17 protein-coding genes are annotated in these 17,210 nt (G+C 61.4%); 9 read left to right on the top strand and 8 right to left on the bottom strand.

Translation table 11 applies throughout. The features are described from left to right. Window positions 1–21: 21 nt before the first annotated feature. Window positions 22–675 (bottom strand): helix-turn-helix transcriptional regulator, encoded by a 654-nt coding sequence (locus BM416_RS04230; protein ID WP_092485852.1) that lies wholly within the window; start codon window positions 673–675, stop codon window positions 22–24. A gap of 342 nt (window positions 676–1,017) precedes the next feature. Here BM416_RS04230 and BM416_RS04225 point away from each other — a divergent pair, with 342 nt between their 5' ends. The 7 genes from BM416_RS04225 to ribD all read left to right on the top strand — a co-directional run bounded on the left by BM416_RS04225 (window position 1,018) and on the right by ribD (window position 8,170). After that, window positions 1,018–2,073 carry a class I SAM-dependent methyltransferase gene (locus BM416_RS04225; RefSeq protein WP_065927307.1) on the top strand — a complete coding sequence of 352 codons (1,056 nt, stop codon included), beginning with the start codon at window positions 1,018–1,020 and terminating at the stop codon, window positions 2,071–2,073. Continuing rightward, a complete protein-coding gene (locus BM416_RS04220) occupies window positions 2,073–2,966 on the top strand; it encodes a VOC family protein (protein WP_092485850.1) in 894 nt (297 codons plus the stop codon). Before BM416_RS04225 ends, BM416_RS04220 begins: the two co-directional genes overlap by 1 nt. Window positions 2,967–3,040: 74 nt before the next feature. Beyond that, entirely contained in the window at window positions 3,041–4,072 is a 1,032-nt protein-coding gene (locus tag BM416_RS04215) for a formylglycine-generating enzyme family protein (protein ID WP_027607437.1), read from the top strand. 10 nt (window positions 4,073–4,082) lie between these two features. After that, window positions 4,083–4,679, top strand: a complete 597-nt coding sequence (gene ribA, locus BM416_RS04210) for a GTP cyclohydrolase II RibA (RefSeq protein ID WP_065940295.1) — start codon at window positions 4,083–4,085, stop codon at window positions 4,677–4,679. Between the two features lie 28 nt (window positions 4,680–4,707). Next, entirely contained in the window at window positions 4,708–6,396 is a 1,689-nt protein-coding gene (locus BM416_RS04205) for a WD40 repeat domain-containing protein (RefSeq protein WP_092485847.1), read from the top strand. Between the two features lie 17 nt (window positions 6,397–6,413). After that, window positions 6,414–7,070, top strand: a complete 657-nt coding sequence (locus BM416_RS04200; RefSeq protein WP_092485844.1) for an SAM-dependent methyltransferase — start codon at window positions 6,414–6,416, stop codon at window positions 7,068–7,070. After that, window positions 7,067–8,170 carry a bifunctional diaminohydroxyphosphoribosylaminopyrimidine deaminase/5-amino-6-(5-phosphoribosylamino)uracil reductase RibD gene (ribD, locus tag BM416_RS04195; protein WP_256577439.1) on the top strand — a complete coding sequence of 368 codons (1,104 nt, stop codon included), beginning with the start codon at window positions 7,067–7,069 and terminating at the stop codon, window positions 8,168–8,170. Before BM416_RS04200 ends, ribD begins: the two co-directional genes overlap by 4 nt. Here the strand turns inward: ribD and BM416_RS04190 are convergent, their stop codons facing one another. Continuing rightward, window positions 8,171–8,899 carry a class I SAM-dependent methyltransferase gene (locus BM416_RS04190; protein WP_065940432.1) on the bottom strand — a complete coding sequence of 243 codons (729 nt, stop codon included), beginning with the start codon at window positions 8,897–8,899 and terminating at the stop codon, window positions 8,171–8,173. It lies immediately after the preceding gene. A 316-nt stretch (window positions 8,900–9,215) separates the two neighbouring features. Here BM416_RS04190 and BM416_RS04185 point away from each other — a divergent pair, with 316 nt between their 5' ends. Continuing rightward, window positions 9,216–10,550, top strand: coding sequence for an LLM class flavin-dependent oxidoreductase (locus BM416_RS04185; RefSeq protein WP_092485841.1), 1,335 nt, complete (start codon window positions 9,216–9,218; stop codon window positions 10,548–10,550). 3 nt (window positions 10,551–10,553) lie between these two features. On the opposite strand, the gene BM416_RS04180 is transcribed toward BM416_RS04185, so the two are convergent. Together BM416_RS04180 and BM416_RS04175 are read right to left on the bottom strand one after the other, a co-directional pair. Beyond that, complete coding sequence (locus tag BM416_RS04180; RefSeq protein WP_051429394.1) at window positions 10,554–11,039, bottom strand: hypothetical protein; 486 nt, start codon at window positions 11,037–11,039, stop codon at window positions 10,554–10,556. Further along, the gene (locus BM416_RS04175) at window positions 11,036–11,947 is read right to left on the bottom strand and encodes an Ssp4 family T6SS effector (protein ID WP_092485837.1); all 912 of its coding nucleotides are present in this window, start codon (window positions 11,945–11,947) and stop codon (window positions 11,036–11,038) included. Before BM416_RS04175 ends, BM416_RS04180 begins: the two co-directional genes overlap by 4 nt. A 184-nt stretch (window positions 11,948–12,131) precedes the next feature. On the opposite strand from BM416_RS04175, the gene BM416_RS04170 reads away from it, so the two are divergent. Next, entirely contained in the window at window positions 12,132–12,620 is a 489-nt protein-coding gene (locus tag BM416_RS04170; protein WP_092485834.1) for an Hcp family type VI secretion system effector, read from the top strand. Window positions 12,621–12,813: 193 nt separating this feature from the next. Here the strand turns inward: BM416_RS04170 and BM416_RS04165 are convergent, their stop codons facing one another. From BM416_RS04165 to BM416_RS04150, 4 genes are all read right to left on the bottom strand, one after another. After that, window positions 12,814–14,277, bottom strand: coding sequence for an aldehyde dehydrogenase family protein (locus BM416_RS04165; RefSeq protein ID WP_092485831.1), 1,464 nt, complete (start codon window positions 14,275–14,277; stop codon window positions 12,814–12,816). A gap of 143 nt (window positions 14,278–14,420) precedes the next feature. Further along, the gene (locus BM416_RS04160; RefSeq protein ID WP_092485828.1) at window positions 14,421–15,593 is read right to left on the bottom strand and encodes an NAD(P)/FAD-dependent oxidoreductase; all 1,173 of its coding nucleotides are present in this window, start codon (window positions 15,591–15,593) and stop codon (window positions 14,421–14,423) included. After that, on the bottom strand, window positions 15,590–15,997 hold the full coding sequence (locus BM416_RS04155; RefSeq protein ID WP_092485825.1) for a RidA family protein: 408 nt from the start codon (window positions 15,995–15,997) through the stop codon (window positions 15,590–15,592). The genes BM416_RS04160 and BM416_RS04155 overlap by 4 nt, the downstream gene beginning before the upstream one ends. Further along, the gene (locus tag BM416_RS04150) at window positions 15,987–17,123 is read right to left on the bottom strand and encodes a DSD1 family PLP-dependent enzyme (RefSeq protein ID WP_092485822.1); all 1,137 of its coding nucleotides are present in this window, start codon (window positions 17,121–17,123) and stop codon (window positions 15,987–15,989) included. The genes BM416_RS04155 and BM416_RS04150 overlap by 11 nt, the downstream gene beginning before the upstream one ends. Between the last annotated feature and the right edge of the window lie 87 nt (window positions 17,124–17,210).

Below are 17,210 nucleotides of genomic sequence, written 5' to 3'. Positions count from 1 at the left end.
AGGGCGGTTGGTGTGGGGCGGTCAGGTGCGCGGTTGAATGTTATAGACGCAACGCCGGTCCCCGGAGATCAGGTGTTCGCAGCGTTCGACAAGGGTGTCGTCACCCATGGCTGCACGAAATATCTGCAGCTCCGAGCGGCAGAAACCCTGGCATTTGCGCGCGGCAGCGCAGATCGGGCAATGGTTTTCGATCAGCAGCCAACCTTCACCTGCGGGTTCCATATGCGCCATATAGCCGGCGAGTTCGCGGATGCGCACCAGGATGGCGACTTTTTCTTCCAGGGATGAGGCTTGCGAACACGCCTGGACGTATTCCTGGCGGTTGGTCGCTTCCATGCTGGAGATGATTTTTTCGATGCCGTCGCTGCCGAAAACGCCCTCGATGGATTCGATCAGGTGCAGGGTCAGCACGCTGTGGGAATCGGGGAATTTATTCTGCGCGGTGTCCGTCAGCGCCCACTTCAACGAAGGGCGGCCGGCCCCGGAGGTGGGTGCCGAAACGCCGACGATCAGCTCCGATGTCTGCAACTTCTGGATTTGTTGCCGGGTTGCCTCGAACGTGAGTTCCAGCAGGGACGCCAGCTCGGTGGTTTTCAACGGGCCACGGGTCTTGAGCAAAAACAGGATGCGTTCAGCGGTGGATGACTGGCTATCGTCGGCAGGTCTGGAGGTCATAAATCGCGTGTAACCATGGGGAGTGAGGGCATCACTGGAGTTCGTCGACCTTTGGCGCCATCCATTGCGTAAGGGGTAGTGGGCATGAGCATAGTCATTTTTGCTGCTCAGGAAAATAATAAATAAATGGAATCAATGAGTAATTATAAATATCAAATAATTATAAAAGGTTTGACTTGCTTTTGTAGGGCTTACGACTAGGATCGTAGCTAGCTTTTTGGAAGCTGCTTCTAAACATACATTTGCACACGACTCCGGACCGTTAGAAAACACGCTACGTCTCAAGCACTGATCGCTTGCCGACGCCGGTGAAGACAAAAACATCCAAGGAAGAGAATCTGTATGAATGCGCAAAAGCCGACGACCATCTATGAGCACGCCGATGAAGTAACCGCTCTGTCCAGCGTGGTCGACCTGGTGAAACTCTCCGACCAGTATCGACAATCCGCCATCCTTCACTTCGCCGTGGCGCAGCACCTCTTCGATCAAACCACCCGCCCGGCTACCGCCGACGCAATCAGCCAGCAATTGGGCTGGGTGCCCAACAAGGCGAAGATCTTTCTCAATGGCCTGGTCGCCCTGGGCCTGTTGAAAAAGTCCGCCGACACCTATACCAACCAGCCCCTGGCCGAGCGTTTCCTGGTCAGCCGCAGCGCCGAGTTCATCGGCCCGATCATTGCCCACCAGCGCTTGCAGTGGCAGAACTGGCCACGCCTCGGGGAAATCCTGAGCAGCGCCGAGTCCATGGATTTCCAGCAGGAGAACCGCTTCAAGCACGACATCGCCGCACGTGATGCCTTCAACGATGCGATGGTGCGCTTCAGTCAACCCATGGTCGATGTGCTCAAGGAATTGCCAGTGTTCGATACCGCCAGCAAGGTCATCGACCTGGCCGGTGGACACGGCACCTACATCGCCGAAATCGCTCGGCGGCACCCTCAGGTCCAGGGCGAAATCTGGGACCTGGCCGCCACGCGCCAGTCCGCCGAAAGCACCGTCGAGAAGTACCAGTTGGCTGGGCGCCTGACGTTCAAGGAGCGTAACCTGCTGGACCTGGCCCGCTACGAAGGTGAAAGCGCCGACGTGATCATGGTCAATGATTGCCTGCACTATTTCACCCGCGAAGAAACCAGCACGCTGATCCGCTCGGCGGCCCAATTGGTCAACGACGGCGGTTCGTTGCTGGTGCTGAGCATGACCCTGGAAGACGATGAAATTCACCCGGCGCTGTCGGCGGATTTCTCCCTGCACATGATGGTCAACACGGTGCACGGCGAACTGCATCCCACCCGCTGGATCGCCGAACAGATGGTTGCCCAGGGCTTTGAGGTGGTCCAGGAGCCTATCGGGCGCTACAGCCTGTTGATCGGTCGCCGCACTGAGGGGAGGGTTGCCTGATGCTGCGCTTTATTACCTTGTACAGCTCCGACACGGCCGCACGTCTGAACGGCTTTCTCGAACCGTTGAACACCTGCGCGAAAGCCGCCGGTTTTGAACTGTGCGCGGCGGTTGAGGGCGCGCAGTTACCCCAGGCCGACGGGTTTATCCTGCTGGTGTCGGCGGCAGACAGCCTCGATACCCTCACTACCCGGCTCGCGGCATTGGCCGATGGCTACCACAACAAGGCGGTCAGCATCGTGCGCCTTGCCGAAGGCAGCGCCGGGCAACCTGCCGGCGATCCGCTGAACGCGGCATTGCTGCAACGCACGGCCTGTTTCATTTACCCCCATGGCCTAACGATCACTGACGCGGGCGTATCCCCGGACACGGTGAAAAACTGGCTGGCCGGTTTCTCCAAATTCGCCGCCGCGATCAAAATGTGGCGGTCCCTGGAAGGCGTATCCATCGAGGCGGCCGCGCTGGAATCCCAGCGTCCGCAACTGACCCACATCAACATCCTCACCCGTAACCTGGAAGCCTCCCAGGCGTTTTACCGCGACATTTTCGGCGCCCACTATTGCTACAACCTGGGGCCACGCAAAGTGGTGATGGAGTTGAACGGGTTCGACTTCTTCATCGAGCACAATCCCGACTTTGTCTACCCGCCGGGCTACCACATCGGCATTCGTGCGCTGCCCGAGGATGTCAAGCGCATCGCCGACAAGGTGGCTGCCGACGACAACATCACCCTGGTCAAGGGTAATGGCCCCGCGCCGGGTTATCACCACGGCCCGGACAACGTCCGCACGGCCGTGTACTTCGAAGATCCCGATGGCCTGGTGGTTGAGGTGTACTCCACCGAAATCGAGATGATCGAGACCAATCGAAGGTTGCTGCTCGACCGACTCTGATACCTGACTGATCCACACGCCGAGCGGTTTCGCGCTCGGTCGTGGATGTGTTCGCTCGGAATAAAGGTGTACCTATGACGAATCAATACGGTTGGCATTGGCCGACGCTGCCGAGCCCTTTGCCAAAGAACGTGTCTGATCGGGTATTGATGGGCTACCCGCAGGCTTACGTCGAATATGAACTGACCCGGCAAATCGCCGACGCCACCGGACAGCTGATGAGTGCGCCCATCGAGCAACTGCTGCGGGTGGTCGAGTCGGTTGCCGAACCCCTGGTGCGGCGTATCGCCGCCGGTGAAGTGCTGGGCTACAAGGGCGACCCGCGCATCGACGTGTTCAGCCCCGCCATGTGCGACGTTCCTGCCGCCCAGGTCGAGATCGGCCTGGAGCCGCAGCGCGTCGATGCGGTCATGACCGCCTACGCCGGGCTGGGCCTGGACCGCAGTTGGATCGAGAAAGAAACCCCCAACCATCGGGTCGACCTGGCGAGCTTTCGCATCGGTCGCTACCCGGTCACCAACAGCGAATATCGCGCCTTCCTGCTGGATACCGGTTATCCGTTCCTGCCGACCGGCTGGGCCTTTGGCCGCTTTCCCCAGCACCAGGCCAACCACCCGGTCTACAGCGTCAGCGACGTGGATGCCGACGCCTACGCCCAATGGCTGAGCCGACGCACCGGCCGGGCGTTCGCGCTGCCCAGCGAAGCGCAGTGGGAATACGCCGCGGCAGGGCCGCAGCGCTCTCAGTTTCCCTGGGGCGAAACCTTCAATGTCGAGTACGCCAACACCATCGAGTTGGGGTTGCTCACGTCGACACCCGTCGGGGTGTTCCTCGAGGGCGCCTCGATGTTTGGCGCGCTGGACATGGCCGGCAACGTGGAAGAGTACGTTGCCGACGATTATCGGGCCTATCCGGGCGGGCCTGAGATCAACGATGACCTGGTGCTGGATGTTGGTCGGCACCGGGTAGCCCGTGGCGGCAGTTTCACCCGCTTCAGGGATCTTGCGCGCAATCAGCGCCGACATGGACGTTATCCAAGACCCATCTATGTCATGGGATTCCGTTTGGTAGAAAACCACTCTGGCCAGAACGCGACACTTCCATAGAGGCTATGCCATGGACACTCCAGTAACGCTTCATACGCAAGTTCCCATCTCCATTCTTGGCGGTGAGGTCAACGCCCACTTCTACGGGTTCAAGGGCTTTGACAAGAACAATGAACACTTTGCCGTCAAAGCCGGTGAGCCCGATGCCGATGTGCCCCTGGTGCGCGTGCATTCCGAATGCATCACCGGTGATGTATTCGGTTCCCAGCGCTGCGATTGCGGCCCGCAGCTGCAGGAAGCCCTGAAGGCGCTCGATGCCGAAGGCGGCTACCTGATCTACCTGCGCCAGGAAGGTCGCGGTATCGGCCTGTATTCGAAGTTCGAAACCTACCTGCTGCAAGACGCCGGCATGGACACCTACGAGGCCAACGTGAAGCTCAACCACCCGGAAGACTCGCGCAGTTTCGCCCCGGCGGTCGCCATGCTGCGGGCCCTGGATGTGCATCGCTGCCGGCTCCTGACCAACAACCCGGACAAGGTCAAGCAGTTGCGCGATGGCGGGATCGACGTGGTCAGCTCAGTGCCGACCGGGGTGTTCCTGACCAAGCACAACCACAACTACCTGCGATCAAAAGTCAGCAAGTCGAGCCACACCATCAAGCTTTGATTTCATCCTCCAGGAAAAGGACTTTTCGATGAGACACATAGGCCCTATCAGCGGCGTCGCCGCCCATGCTGGTGAGTTCATCGCCACCGCCGGCTACGACAACCAAGTCATTCTGTGGAACGCCCAGACCGGGCATTCGATCCACCGTGTCAGCCATGACCACCTGGCCAACCAGTGCGCGTTCAGTGCCGATGGCAAGTACCTGGTGAGCGCCAGCAGCGACTACACCGCCCGCGTCTGGGAAGTGCCGAGCATGCGCCTCAAGGCCGTGCTGTCGGGGCATGACGACGACGTGGAAATGGCGGTGTTCTCGCCGGACGGTGCGTCGATCGCGACCTGCTCGCGCGATCATCAACTGCGCCTCTTCGACCTCGACGGCAACCTCAAGGGCACCTGTCGGGGGCATCAGGCCGATGTGATTTCCGTGGTCTGGTCGCCGGATGGCAAGCGCCTGATTTCCAGCAGCGACGACGGCACTGTACGCCAGTGGGACACCAGCACCTTCGAGCAATGCGATGAAGTCGACATCGGCGGCGTCGAGACCGATACCGTCGCCATTACCCGTGCCGGCGTGGTGTTTGCCGGTGACGATGAAGGGCGCATCTCGATCATCCATGGGGGCGAGATCCGCTCCATTCCTGCCCACGATGCCGGGATCAAGCGCATTGTCTGGAATGATGAAAAACAGCTGCTGGTGACCTTGAGTTATGACCGCCTGGCGATCCTCTGGCGCTTCGATGGCACCCAGCTGGAGCGCCTGCGCAGCACCAATTTGCCGAGCATCGTCTGGCCACGCAGTTGTGCGTTCGTCGGCAGCGATGCCTTGGTGTTCGCCACCTTCGGCTCGCGCTACGCCACCTGGGATTATGAACACGATCAGTGGACCGTGGACGGCATTCAGCCTGCGGTGAGTATCAACGCCGTGGTGACCACCGAGGGCGGGCAATACAGCATCGGTGACGCGGGCCTGCTGTTTCGCGATAACCAGCCCGTGAGCGGCGTCGGCAGCCTGTGCAACTTCCTGCTGCCGTTCGGTCCGCTGCTGCTGACCGGTGGGCAGATGGGCCAGGTGTTCGATGCCCTCAGCGGGCGCCTGTTGTATCAGCATCGCTCGCCGCTCAATTGCGGCACCACGTTCCAGCGCAATGGCCAACTGCATGCACTGATCGGAACCTACACCGGCGAAGGCCTGGTGTTTGTCATCGCCGGCGATAACAGCCTGGAACTGGTGGCGTCGATCCCGATGCACGACAACGCGATCAAAGGCGTGGCGGCCAACGAGCATCACTTGTTCAGCGTGTGCGCCTCGGCCGCCGCCGCCCTGCACACCATCAGCGACTTCAGTTGCGCGCGGCATATCGAAAATGCCCACACGCGTATCTCCAACGGCTGCTGCCGGGTCGACGGCGGTTTCGCCAGCATTGGTCGCGACCTGAAGCTGCGCCTGTGGCTGGAGTCCGGTGACGAGGTCTATGACACGCCGCACCGCAATTCCATCAAGTGCATTTGTGCCTCGGCCGACGGGGAGGTGATTGCCACCGCGAACTACAGCGGCACCATCGCGCTGTTCGACTTGCCCAGCCGTTCCTGGCAGCAAGTGCAGCGTCCCACGGCCAGTGGCATCTCCTGCATCACCCACAGCGCGGCCAGCGATGATTTCCTGGCCAGTTCCTACGATGGCCAGATCTACGGGATCGCCACCCGTCGCGCCTCTTGACCCAAGGACTGCCTGATATGAGCAAGCAAGCGCAATTCATGGACGTATCGACGTACCGCCGGGCGCTCGACACCTCATTTGTCCATCGCTACAGCCATGGTGAAGATGAGTGGTCCTGGGACATCGGCATGGCCAAGGCCGCCCGGGTTTTCCTCGAGGCACTGGGGCCGACGCCGGACCAGCATATCCTCGACGTGGGCGTCGGCCGTGCGCGGGACGCCTCGGAGTTCATCCTGGCAGGGCACCGGGTGACCGGCCTGGACATCGTCGAGAATTCCAGCTGGCCGCTGCTGCGCAAACGCTGGGGCGAGCGTCTCAGCCTGGTGTGCAGCGCCCTGCAGGATTGGCAGCCACCGGCGGGGGAGGCGTTTGACGGTGTACTCGACAATGGCTGCTTCCATCACCAGCATCCGGATGAATGGGACCGTTACCTGGCCAATATCCGCCAGTACGCGCGCCCTGGCGCGTTGATGGGGCTCAACGTCTTCGGCGTCGACGCGAGCAACCCGGAGCCGGGCTGGCGCGAGATGGATAACCAGCGTCAAGGTTATTTCTTCACCGAACAGGGTGTGCGCGACACCCTGGAAGCGTTTGGTTTCACCTGGCAGGATCTGGTGGTGATCGAGCGCCAGCATGGTGAGGCGGTGTACCTGTTGGCGCTGGTTCGCACATGAGCCTGGCGCTGGCGCGCGACATGCACTTCATGCGGCTCGCCCTGAAACTGGCTGACCGGGGGGCCTTTACCACGGCACCCAACCCCCGGGTCGGTTGCGTGATCGCCAAGGGCGATTTGCTGCTTGGCCAGGGCTGGCACGAGTGGGCGGGGCAGGCACACGCCGAAGTCAATGCGTTGCGCGAGGCGGGCGTCGATGCGCGGGGCGCCACCGCCTATGTCACCCTGGAGCCGTGCGGCGGTCATGGGCGCACGCCGCCCTGTGCCGACGCGTTGATCAGGGCCGGGGTGGCGCGGGTGGTGATCGCCAGTGTCGACCGCTCTCAGCATGAGCATCATGGCGTTGAGCGGCTTGAGGCGGCGGGGGTGCTGGTCGAACACTTGCCGTGTCCGGAGGCGCGCGAGTTGAACCAGGGGTTTTTCTCGCGTACCGAGCGCAAGCGGCCGTGGCTGAGGGTCAAGCTGGCCATGAGCCTGGACGGGCGCACGGCCCTGGGTAACGGGCAATCCAAATGGATCACCTCGCCCGAGGCCCGGGACGATGTACAAGTGTGGCGCGCCCGGGCCTGCGCGGTACTCACCGGCAGTGGCACGCTGCTGGCGGACAACCCGCGCCTGACGGTGCGCCTGCCCGACCCGCACGCGGCATTTTCCGTTCCGCTGCGGGTGGTGCTCGACCAGCATCTCAAGGGCGATGCCCAGGCCCATGTGCTGGATGGTGCGGCACCGACCCTGGTGTTTCATGGGCCCGGCGTCCAGCCGGCGCACCCACCCCCTGCGGGTGTGCGTTTCCGGCAGGTCGGGGTGAACGGCGAAGGGATCGACCTGCGAGAGGTTATGACGGTCCTGGCTGAGGAGGGGTGCAACGAAGTCCAGGTCGAGGCCGGCCCGGTATTGTGTGGCGCCTTTGCGGCGGCAGGCCTGGTGGATGAATGGCTGGTCTACATCGCCCCGCTGTTCCTGGGCAGTGATGCACGGCCGTTGCTGGCGCTGGATGGCTTGACCGATCTGGGCCAGGCGCAACCCTTGTCGATCATCGAGCAGTGCCTGGTGGGGGCGGACATCCGGGTGCGACTGCGCCCGGTCGCCGCCCCGGCGTGATTATTTGCGGCAGGTCAAACCGATCTGCAGGCTGTTGCGCTCGAACAGCTGCCAGTACCCCGCACCCATGGTGGTGCGGCTGTGTTCGCTGATCAGCGGGGCGACCCAGGTGAGCTGGTTGAAACCAGCCACCCGTGCGGCTTCTTCGTACACGCCTTGCTCCCAGCGGTAGTAGGTAAACGGTGCGGGTGGCGATGACATGAATTGCGCATTGCAGCGAAACCCGCCAGCGACCGGGGTTTCATCGAACACCTCAATCCCATAGCGAGTGAAATTGCCTTTTTGCAGTTCGAACGACGGGTTGGCGGTGTAGGCCACCAATTGGCCGCCGGGCTTCAGGTTGTCGGCCGCCGACTGAAACATCTTGCTCAGTTCGTCGACACTGCTGGCATAGTTGAACAGCCAGGCCGCCGTCACCATGTCGTAGGCGCCGATACGGCCCATCTTCGCCACGTCCCGTACTTCGTAGGCGATACCGTCGTTGGCTTGCCGCGCCTGGTAAATCATGTTTTCGGAAATATCCACGCCATGTACCTTGGCCGCACCCCAGTCCTTCAACTGGCGACTGAAGAAGCCATGCCCACACGCCAGGTCCAGGATATGCAGGCCCTCGATATTACCGACCATGCTGCGGAAGGTATCGACCTCGACCTTGCGCTGAGAGGCCCTGGCGGTGAAATCCTCGAACTGTTCACTGATGCGTTCGTACACTTCTTTGGATTCTTTCATCTGCATGCCACTCCTTCGAATATGCGGGCTGGGTGATGAGCAAGCCTTGGTGGTTTTTATACAAGGTATTGCTTGCGATATTAGGCGCAACGCCTCGATTTAACAAACGGCTTAGTGGGCGGTGCTGCTCGATCGGGTCAGTCTGCTGATGGGAGAGCGTTGGGCTTATTATGCGTTTATGGAATGTCATTAATTGTTTTGATCATTATTTTTAATGATTAGCATAGATCCACAAAGCATTTCACAAGCCTGCCGGCGGGCATTATGGTCCTTCTCCACAGGTCAGCGTTGCTGCCATCCACGGAGGAATATCGTGATGTCCCACTTACCCCGGCAACTCAGGCTCGGTGCCATCCTCACCGGCGTCGGCACCGCGCAAAACGAATGGTTGCACCCGCAAATCCCCGGCGATGCCAGTGTGGACATCAATTGGTACCGCACCCAGGCGCAACAGGCGGAAGCAGCGAAGTTCGACCTGGTGTTCATCGTCGACAGCCCCTACATCACCCCGGATTCGGCACCGCACTTTCTCAACCGCCTGGAGCCGCTGACCCTGCTCTCGGCCGTGGCCGGCGCCACCTCGAAGATCGGCCTGGTGGCGACCCTGACCACGTCCTATACCGAACCCTTCAACGTCGCCCGCCAGTTTGCCTCCCTGGACCTGATCAGCGGCGGCCGTGCCGGCTGGAACGTGGTCACCACCGGCCTGGAAGGCGCGGCCGGCAACTTCGGCCGTGAGCAGCATATCGATCACACCGAGCGCTATCGCCGCGCGGCCGAGCACCTGGAGGTGGTGCAAGGGCTATGGGATTCCTACGAAGACGACGCCTTCGTGCGCGACAAGGCCAGCGGCGTGTTCCTCGACCCGCAACGCCAGCATCGCCTGGATCACCATGGCGAGTTCTTCTCGGTGACCGGGCCGTTGAATATCGCACGCTCAGCCCAAGGCCAGCCGGTGATTTTCCAGGCGGGTATTTCCGAGTCCGGGCGCAGCCTGGCGGCCAGGCATGCCGAGGGCATTTTTGCCGGCGTGGGCAATTTCGAGGACGCCCAGGCTTACTACCGCGATATCAAACAACGCACTGCCGCCGCCGGACGCAACCCCGACCACGTGACCATCCTGCCGGGCATTTCGCCGATCATTGCCGACACCGACGAACAGGCCCAGGCCATCGACCGCGAACGCAATGGCGAGCTGGATTTGAACAAGGCCCTGGTGCAGTTGGGGCGGCCGTTCAACTACCACGACTTCAGCCAGTACCCGCTGGACGAACCCTTTCCGGACCTGGGCGACCTGGGCAGCAACGGCTATCGCGGGCATGCCGAAAATATCAAGCAAGTCGCCCGCGACCAGCGCCTGACCCTGCGCGAGGCGGCGTTGCGTTTTGCCAAGCCGTTTTCCAGCTTTGTCGGCTCGCCCAAGACCGTGGCCGACGAGATCGAACGCTGGTTTGTCGAAGGTGCGGTGGATGGGTTCAATATCCACGTCGGCGCGCCGGATGACTTTGCGCGGTTTACCGACCAGGTGCTGCCGTTGTTGCGTGAGCGTGGGTTGTTTCGCAGTGAGTACAGCCACAGCACGTTGCGTGGGCATCTGGGCTTGCCGGTGCCGGTGAATCGGCATACGGCGGCAAGGAGCGAGGCGGCGTGAGGGTCACCACCATTTCCAGCGGCCCTGTTGTTTCAGGGTCGCGATAACGCTGTTGCGTTTATGCCTGATTTCCAACATCTCTCGGCGCATTTGTCGTTGGCGTTTGCTGTTCAGGCAGAGAAGTCCGATCAGCGGGCTTAGTAAGGCAAGGGTAAATAGGAGGTGATCGGGGCTGTAAAGGATTGTCGGTAATACGAGCAGTAAGTAGATGATGAACACCCCAACCTGAAGCCACACCCATCGTGGGTAACCGTGAAGGACCAAGCTCTGCGCGACGCCGAATACCGCACACGCAATCCCGCCTGCGATGAAGAACGCATTACTGGTCAGTTCATCGGATGCGTGGGCGAAGTAGGTGAGATTCATCAGGGTGCCGGTGGTGGCAATCGAAAGGCACAAGGCTATAAGGCCGCCAAACAACGCCAGTCTGTGACGCGCCCAAAGAGGGCGAGGATCTATAAGGTAAAGGGGCTCCTGGCGGTTTTTCATTCGCTGAACTCTTCGTAGATACCGATGGCCAGCGTCTTGGTGTTTCCGGACATACCGCTGCTGGCGAGGCCCAATGCTGCTGCAATGGCATCATTGCGATGGGTCGCGATGATGGGTTTTATCTTTGTTGCTGGAATGCGTTTTGGCGCGTTACGTGCGGCTTGCTTGAGCTTGAGGAGCTTGGGTGTCAGGCGCGGGTCTTGGATTCTCAGGAGCTCATTCGTTAATTTTGCCCGTTCCTGTCGACTCAGCCCACGCAATACTTTTCTTAGTGGTTTACCTGTTGCGCGCTTGGACAGGTTGATGACTTTCACTGTCGTTACGGCAGAAGAGGCGACACCAAGTAAAGACACAGCATCCAGAGCTGCCATCATCCCTTCGTACCGAGCATTACTGTCCAGGTAGTCATTCATCTGCGGATCCCAAACTTCGTTTACCGTTCGATAGACTCCGGCGGCGCACTGGAACAACCCCGCTGCTGCTGCGGTGCCAATGAATGAGATAACAACACTTGCGCCACCCGTAAAAGGCATCAAGGCGATTCCGCTGTAAATAACATGCCAACTCAACAGCGCCCCGGTACACGTCACCGCCGTCCTCAAAGCCTCCGTTACCCATTCCGACTCCCGAGGCTCATGCTCCAACATCCGCTTGAACTCCACCGGGCCCACAGACCTCGGCGCTTCCCGCAGCACCACCTTGATCGGCCGCACACTGCAAATCGCCTGGAACTCACGTAGTACCACCACGTTGAAATCCCCATCGATATACACCACCCCCGCGCCGATCAACGCGGGGTCGACGTCTATGGCGAAAAACAACCGCCGCAGGTCGAGGCTGCTTTCAATGCGTTGGCGTGTAGTGCGGTGGGCTGATGGGAATCCATCCTTGAACAGGGCGACGGTCATTCCTGAACTCCTTTTTTTGGGAGTTGAGAGAGTAAAGACGCCTCGGCTGGGATGAATGTCGGAAGCTTCGCCATTTGCAGTCGGGCACTTCCTGATGCGACTTTGACGTCTTGTAGGCCCGCTCCCGATTGAGGAAAAGTGCGCCCCACGTCACTTCCGGCGGACCACAGGACAAGGAGCCAACATGGCAGTCGATATGTTTTTGAAACTGGGCGATATCAAGGGTGAATCGCGGGACCAGGCCCATCGTGACGAGATCGACATTACCAACTGGGGCTGGTGTTTATCGCAAACGGGCTCGATGCATTCCGGTACGGGAGGCGGCTCGGGCAAGGCCGACTTTGCCAACCTGAACCTGACCAAACCCCTGGATAAATCCAGCCCCAACCTGATGATGGCGTGCGCCAGCGGCAAGCATTATCCCGAAGCCAGACTGGTGGTGCGCAAGGCCGGCGGAGTCAGCCCGGTGGAATATCTGGTGATCACCTTGAAGGAGGTCATGGTGGTGTCCTACAGCACCCGCGCTGAAACGGCCGATGATGTGTTGTACGACAGCATCGCCTTGAACTTCGCCACCGTCGACGTCAGCTATCAGCCGCAGAAGGCCGATGGTGCCAAGGACGGTGGACCGGTGAAGTTTGGCTGGAATATCCGGCAGAACGTCAAGGTGTGATGCGCTGAGAGGGCATAGGTATCCACACAACCTTTCAAACCCTGACACATCTCCCTGTGGTGAGCGGGACAAGCCCGCTCACCACAAGAATGTGGTCGCCTGAAATTTGTTTATGCAAGATTGAATATTTTAGAGTGAGAATTTAACCCTTTAAAATCAATAAGTTATTTTGATCTTGATAAAGGCCCATCACTCACTCGCCAAACCCGATAATCGCCTTGGTTTCCAGATACTCCTCAAACCCCTGCACCCCATACTCCCGCCCATTTCCCGAGCGCTTGTAGCCCCCAAACGGCGCCATCGGATTCCACGCCGGATGGTTCAGGTGCACCTGGCCTGCCCGTATGCGCGACGCCACCGCCCGCGCAAGATCAAGGTCCTGTCCCTGAACGTGGGCGCCCAGCCCGTACACCGTGTCGTTGGCGATGGCGACGGCTTCATCCACCGTGTCATAGGCAATGATGCACAGCACCGGGCCGAATATTTCCTCCTGGGCAATGCGCATGGCGTTGTCCACTTCGGAGAAAACCGTTGGCCGTGTATAGAAGCCCTTGTCAAAACCCGCCGCCCGTCCAGGCCCACCGCACACCAGCCTGGCCCCCTCGTCGAGGCCGGCCTGGATCATGCTTTGGACGCGATGGAACTGGGCTTCGTTGGCAATCGGGCCCAACTGCGTCTGTTCCGATTGCGGGTCGCCGACGATCAGTGCATTTGCGGTGGCCGCCGCCAGGGCTTCGACTTCGGCCAGGCGGCTTCTTGGCACGATCATTCGGGTCGGCGCGCTGCACGACTGGCCGACGTTGCGAAACGCCGACATCACCCCCAGCGGCACAGCCTTGGCGAAGTCGGCGTCGGGCAGCAGCACATTCGGCGACTTGCCCCCCAATTCCTGGGTGACCCGCTTGACCGTCGGCGCAGCCGCCTGGGCAACCAATGCTCCCGCGCGGTTGGAGCCGGTGATGGAAATCATGTCGATATCCCCATGGGCGGCCATGGCCGCGCCGACTTCCGCGCCGCTGCCGTTCACCAGGTTGAACACCCCAGGCGGCAGGCCGGCGTCATGCACCAGTTGCGCAAACAGCAGGGCGCTCAATGGCGACAGTTCGCTGGGTTTCAACACCACGGTGCAGCCGGCGGCGATGGCCGGGGCGACTTTCGCGGTGATTTGATACAACGGCCAGTTCCACGGCGTGATCAGGCCGCACACGCCGATAGACTCGCGCTCGATTGCGGTACCACCTTCCACGGTCTGAAAGCGATAGCTGGACAGCAGGTCACGGGCGACCCGCACGTGTTCGGCCGCCAGCGGCACTTGCATGGCCCGCGCAAAACCGATGGCCGCGCCCATTTCCAGGGACAGCGCCTGTGCCAGCTGCTCTTTGCGTTCAATGATCAGTGCGTGGATTTTCCCCAGCACCTGGGCTCTCGCAGCAGCCGGGGTCGCAGACCAACCGGCGAACGCCCCGCGTGCCGCCGCGACGGCCCGGTCGACATCCTCGGCAGACCCGCGTGCCACCTCGGCAACCACGGCTTCAGTGGCCGGGTTGATCACTGGCAGCGTCGCCGGGATCGCCGGGGACGTCCAACGCCCGTTGATGTAAAACTGGTGAGCCGTTTGCGCATCAACGCTGTAGCTGTTTGAAGATTGAGTTGTCATCCAACTGGCTCCCTAGAGCGGTAATAGGCGCTGCAAACAGCACGGCCCGGTGTCCGGATAAGCTAGCAAAAGGCTCCCGCGCAAAGATGCCGTTATTCAACGCTGCAAGGGATAATCTGCTGAATCTGGCAGGCTGGCGTGGCTCATATCAGTTTTCCCGTGGTGGGGGCGTTTGCAGGCACCGTCGAAGGTTGGGTAAAGCGCCGGATATCGAACGGGCTGATCAAGGTGCTGGTACTGCCGGTACTGATCAGTTCGGCCATCACATCCCCCACGCCAGGGCCGAGCTGGAAGCCGTGGCCGCAGAAGCCGAAGGCATAAAACAGCCCGTCCACGCTGCCGCTGGGGCCCATCACCGGCAGGGAGTCGGGTGTGTAGCTTTCGATGCCGCTCCACACGCGGATGATGTTCAGTTTCTCGGCGCCCGGTAACAGCCGTTTCATCTGGCGCATCTGGTTGAGCAGGCTTTCGGGTTTGAAAAACGCGCGGCGGTTGAGCATGTCCGGCGTGCAGCGGGCACCGCCACCGATGATGATGTTGCCGCGCGGGATCTGGCGGAAGTAGATCACCTCTTCCTTGAGCTTGGTGAACACACCGATCACGGTTTTCAGCGCATAGGGCACCGGTTCCGTCACCGACATCTGTGGGCCGTTGGGCTCCAGCGGCACCGGCTCGCCGAAGCGCTCGGACAGGCGCGCGGCCCAGGCGCCGGCGGTAATCAACAGTTGCTCGGCAACAAACAACTGACCGTCGGTGGTGGTGACGTGGAACAGGCCGTTGACCTTTTCCACGTCGGCCACTTCGGTGCTTTCCTCGATGCGTGCACCGAGGCGCCGTGCGGCGCGGGCAAACGCCGGCGCGGCCAGCCGTGGGTTGGCGTGGCCGTCGTGGGGCGCGTAGGAGCCGCCTTTCACCTCGGGGCCGAGGAAACCGAAGCGCTGGTGCAACTCGGCGCCGCGATAGATTTTCAGGTCCAGTTGCGCGGCTTCCGGCGCGGCGGCGTAGGCCTCCAGTTCGGCAATTTCATCTTCGCGATAGCACACGCGCATGTGGCCGCTGGGGATGAATTCCAGGTCATCGTCGATCAGCTCCGGCAGGCGCTTCCACAGTGCCCACGAACGGTTGGCCAGTTCCAGTTGCCCCAGGTAGCGGCCCTGGCGGCGCACATTGCCGAAGTTCACACCGCTGGCGTACTGACCGATCTGGTCGCGTTCCAGCAGCGTGACCGAGCAGCCGCGGCGGCGCAGGAAAAACGCCGACGAGGCGCCCATGATGCCGCCGCCGATGATCAGCACAGCGCTTTTTTGCGGGTTCATGCGGGCTGCTCCTGTGCGGTACGGGCCACGGCGTCGATTTCGATCAGGTAGCCATGGTGCAACACCGGCACGGGCACCACCGCGCGGGCCGGTTTATGTTCACCGAGGTAGCGCGCGTAAATCTGATCAAAGGCGGGCCAGTGTTCTATGCCGACGACGTACACCGTCACTTTGAGCAGGTCTCGTGGGCTCAGGCCCGCTTCACCCAGGATCGCCACCAGGTTATCCAGGGCAATCGAGGCTTGCACCGCGAACGGTTGCCCGGTGCTGTGCTCGCTATTGGCGCGTACCGGCAGTTGCCCCGACACATACAGCACGCCACCGTGTGCCACCGCCTGGGAATAGTGCCCGCCCGGCGGTGCCGCGTGAGTGCTATGAATCGAGTGGATGCGATTACCAGCCATGCAGGCGACTCCAGGTGTGCACGCTGCCATCGGCCTCCACCGCGTGATAATCCGGGAACTGCGCGCCGGTGGCACAGGCATGGTTGGGCAGGATGCGCAGCCGACTGCCGATGGGGAAGCGCGTGACAAGCGCGTCACTGTGGGCAGCGCCCAGGCTGACGATGCCGTGTTCCTGGTTGGCAGCGGTGACCCGCGCGCCGTCGATCCAGTCGCCCGCTTCGCTGCACACCTGGCCGTAACCGAAGTCCTGGTGCTGGCGCTGGGTGCCACGGTCACGGCTCATGGCCATCCAACCGGCGTCGGTGATGATCCAGCCTTTTTCCGGCTGATGGCCGATCACGGTGGTCAGTACGCTCAACGCCAACTCATCGGCTTGGCACACGCCGATGTTGCGCATGACCAGGTCGAAGAACACATACACACCTGCGCGTACTTCGGTGACGCCGTCCAGGTTCAGCGCCGAGAGGGCCGTGGGGGTGGAGCCGATGCTGACCTCGGGGCACGCCAGCCCGGCTGCGCGGAGGGTGTCTGCGGCGTGTACGCAAAGTGCGCGTTCCTGTTCGGCCAGCGCTTGCAGGGGTTCAAGGCTGTCCAGCTCGTAACTCGAGCCGGCGTGGGTCATCACGCCACGCAGGTGCAGGCCGCCCTCGCTGAGGATGCGGGCGACGTCGATCAGTACCGGGTCCTGTGCGGCCAGGCCGGAGCGATGGCCGTCGCAATCGATTTCGATCCACACGTCGAAGCGTACGTCATGCTGCTGTGCGAAAGCGACGATGGCCTCGGCGCCTTGGACGCTGTCGGTGAGCAGGCTGAGGTTGCAGCCTTTGCGCCACAGGGCCAGGGCCTGGGGCAGTTTGCCTGGGGCGATGGCCACGGCGTAGAACACATCGCGTATGCCGGCGGCGAAACAATGCTCGGCTTCCTTGAGGGTGGACACTGTGACACCGCTGGCCCCGGCGGCGATCTGGGCGTGGATCACCGGCAGGCACTTGCTGGTCTTGATATGTGGGCGCAAGCGCACGCCCAGGCTGTTCATGCGGTCTTGCATGCGCTGGATATTGCGCTGCATCTGCGGGATGTCGACGAGCGCGGCGGGCGTGTCGAGGGAAGCAATCGGCGTGGGCATGGCGGAACTCGTGTGGCGGGGGACAGGCTGCACTCTACTCAGCTGTTGTTAACCTGTGGTTCAATCGATGCTCATCAATCATTAAGT

Source organism: Pseudomonas sp. NFACC42-2, from assembly GCF_900116055.1.
Classification (GTDB): domain Bacteria; phylum Pseudomonadota; class Gammaproteobacteria; order Pseudomonadales; family Pseudomonadaceae; genus Aquipseudomonas; species Aquipseudomonas marginalis.
Note: the sequence above shows the minus strand (reverse complement) of the source record. Positions and strands in the feature narration are given on the sequence as shown.

Coding starts and splice junctions, on each gene's coding strand:
- BM416_RS04180 (WP_051429394.1), bottom strand. CDS start 11,039: ATGAAAAACCGCCAGGAGCCCCTTTACCTTATAGATCCTCGCCCTCTT.
- ribA (WP_065940295.1), top strand. CDS start 4,083: ATGGACACTCCAGTAACGCTTCATACGCAAGTTCCCATCTCCATTCTT.
- BM416_RS04150 (WP_092485822.1), bottom strand. CDS start 17,123: ATGCCCACGCCGATTGCTTCCCTCGACACGCCCGCCGCGCTCGTCGAC.
- BM416_RS04215 (WP_027607437.1), top strand. CDS start 3,041: ATGACGAATCAATACGGTTGGCATTGGCCGACGCTGCCGAGCCCTTTG.
- BM416_RS04230 (WP_092485852.1), bottom strand. CDS start 675: ATGACCTCCAGACCTGCCGACGATAGCCAGTCATCCACCGCTGAACGC.
- BM416_RS04220 (WP_092485850.1), top strand. CDS start 2,073: ATGCTGCGCTTTATTACCTTGTACAGCTCCGACACGGCCGCACGTCTG.
- BM416_RS04155 (WP_092485825.1), bottom strand. CDS start 15,997: ATGGCTGGTAATCGCATCCACTCGATTCATAGCACTCACGCGGCACCG.
- BM416_RS04200 (WP_092485844.1), top strand. CDS start 6,414: ATGAGCAAGCAAGCGCAATTCATGGACGTATCGACGTACCGCCGGGCG.
- BM416_RS04185 (WP_092485841.1), top strand. CDS start 9,216: ATGTCCCACTTACCCCGGCAACTCAGGCTCGGTGCCATCCTCACCGGC.
- BM416_RS04205 (WP_092485847.1), top strand. CDS start 4,708: ATGAGACACATAGGCCCTATCAGCGGCGTCGCCGCCCATGCTGGTGAG.
- BM416_RS04225 (WP_065927307.1), top strand. CDS start 1,018: ATGAATGCGCAAAAGCCGACGACCATCTATGAGCACGCCGATGAAGTA.
- ribD (WP_256577439.1), top strand. CDS start 7,067: ATGAGCCTGGCGCTGGCGCGCGACATGCACTTCATGCGGCTCGCCCTG.
- BM416_RS04170 (WP_092485834.1), top strand. CDS start 12,132: ATGGCAGTCGATATGTTTTTGAAACTGGGCGATATCAAGGGTGAATCG.
- BM416_RS04190 (WP_065940432.1), bottom strand. CDS start 8,899: ATGAAAGAATCCAAAGAAGTGTACGAACGCATCAGTGAACAGTTCGAG.
- BM416_RS04165 (WP_092485831.1), bottom strand. CDS start 14,277: ATGACAACTCAATCTTCAAACAGCTACAGCGTTGATGCGCAAACGGCT.
- BM416_RS04175 (WP_092485837.1), bottom strand. CDS start 11,947: ATGACCGTCGCCCTGTTCAAGGATGGATTCCCATCAGCCCACCGCACT.
- BM416_RS04160 (WP_092485828.1), bottom strand. CDS start 15,593: ATGAACCCGCAAAAAAGCGCTGTGCTGATCATCGGCGGCGGCATCATG.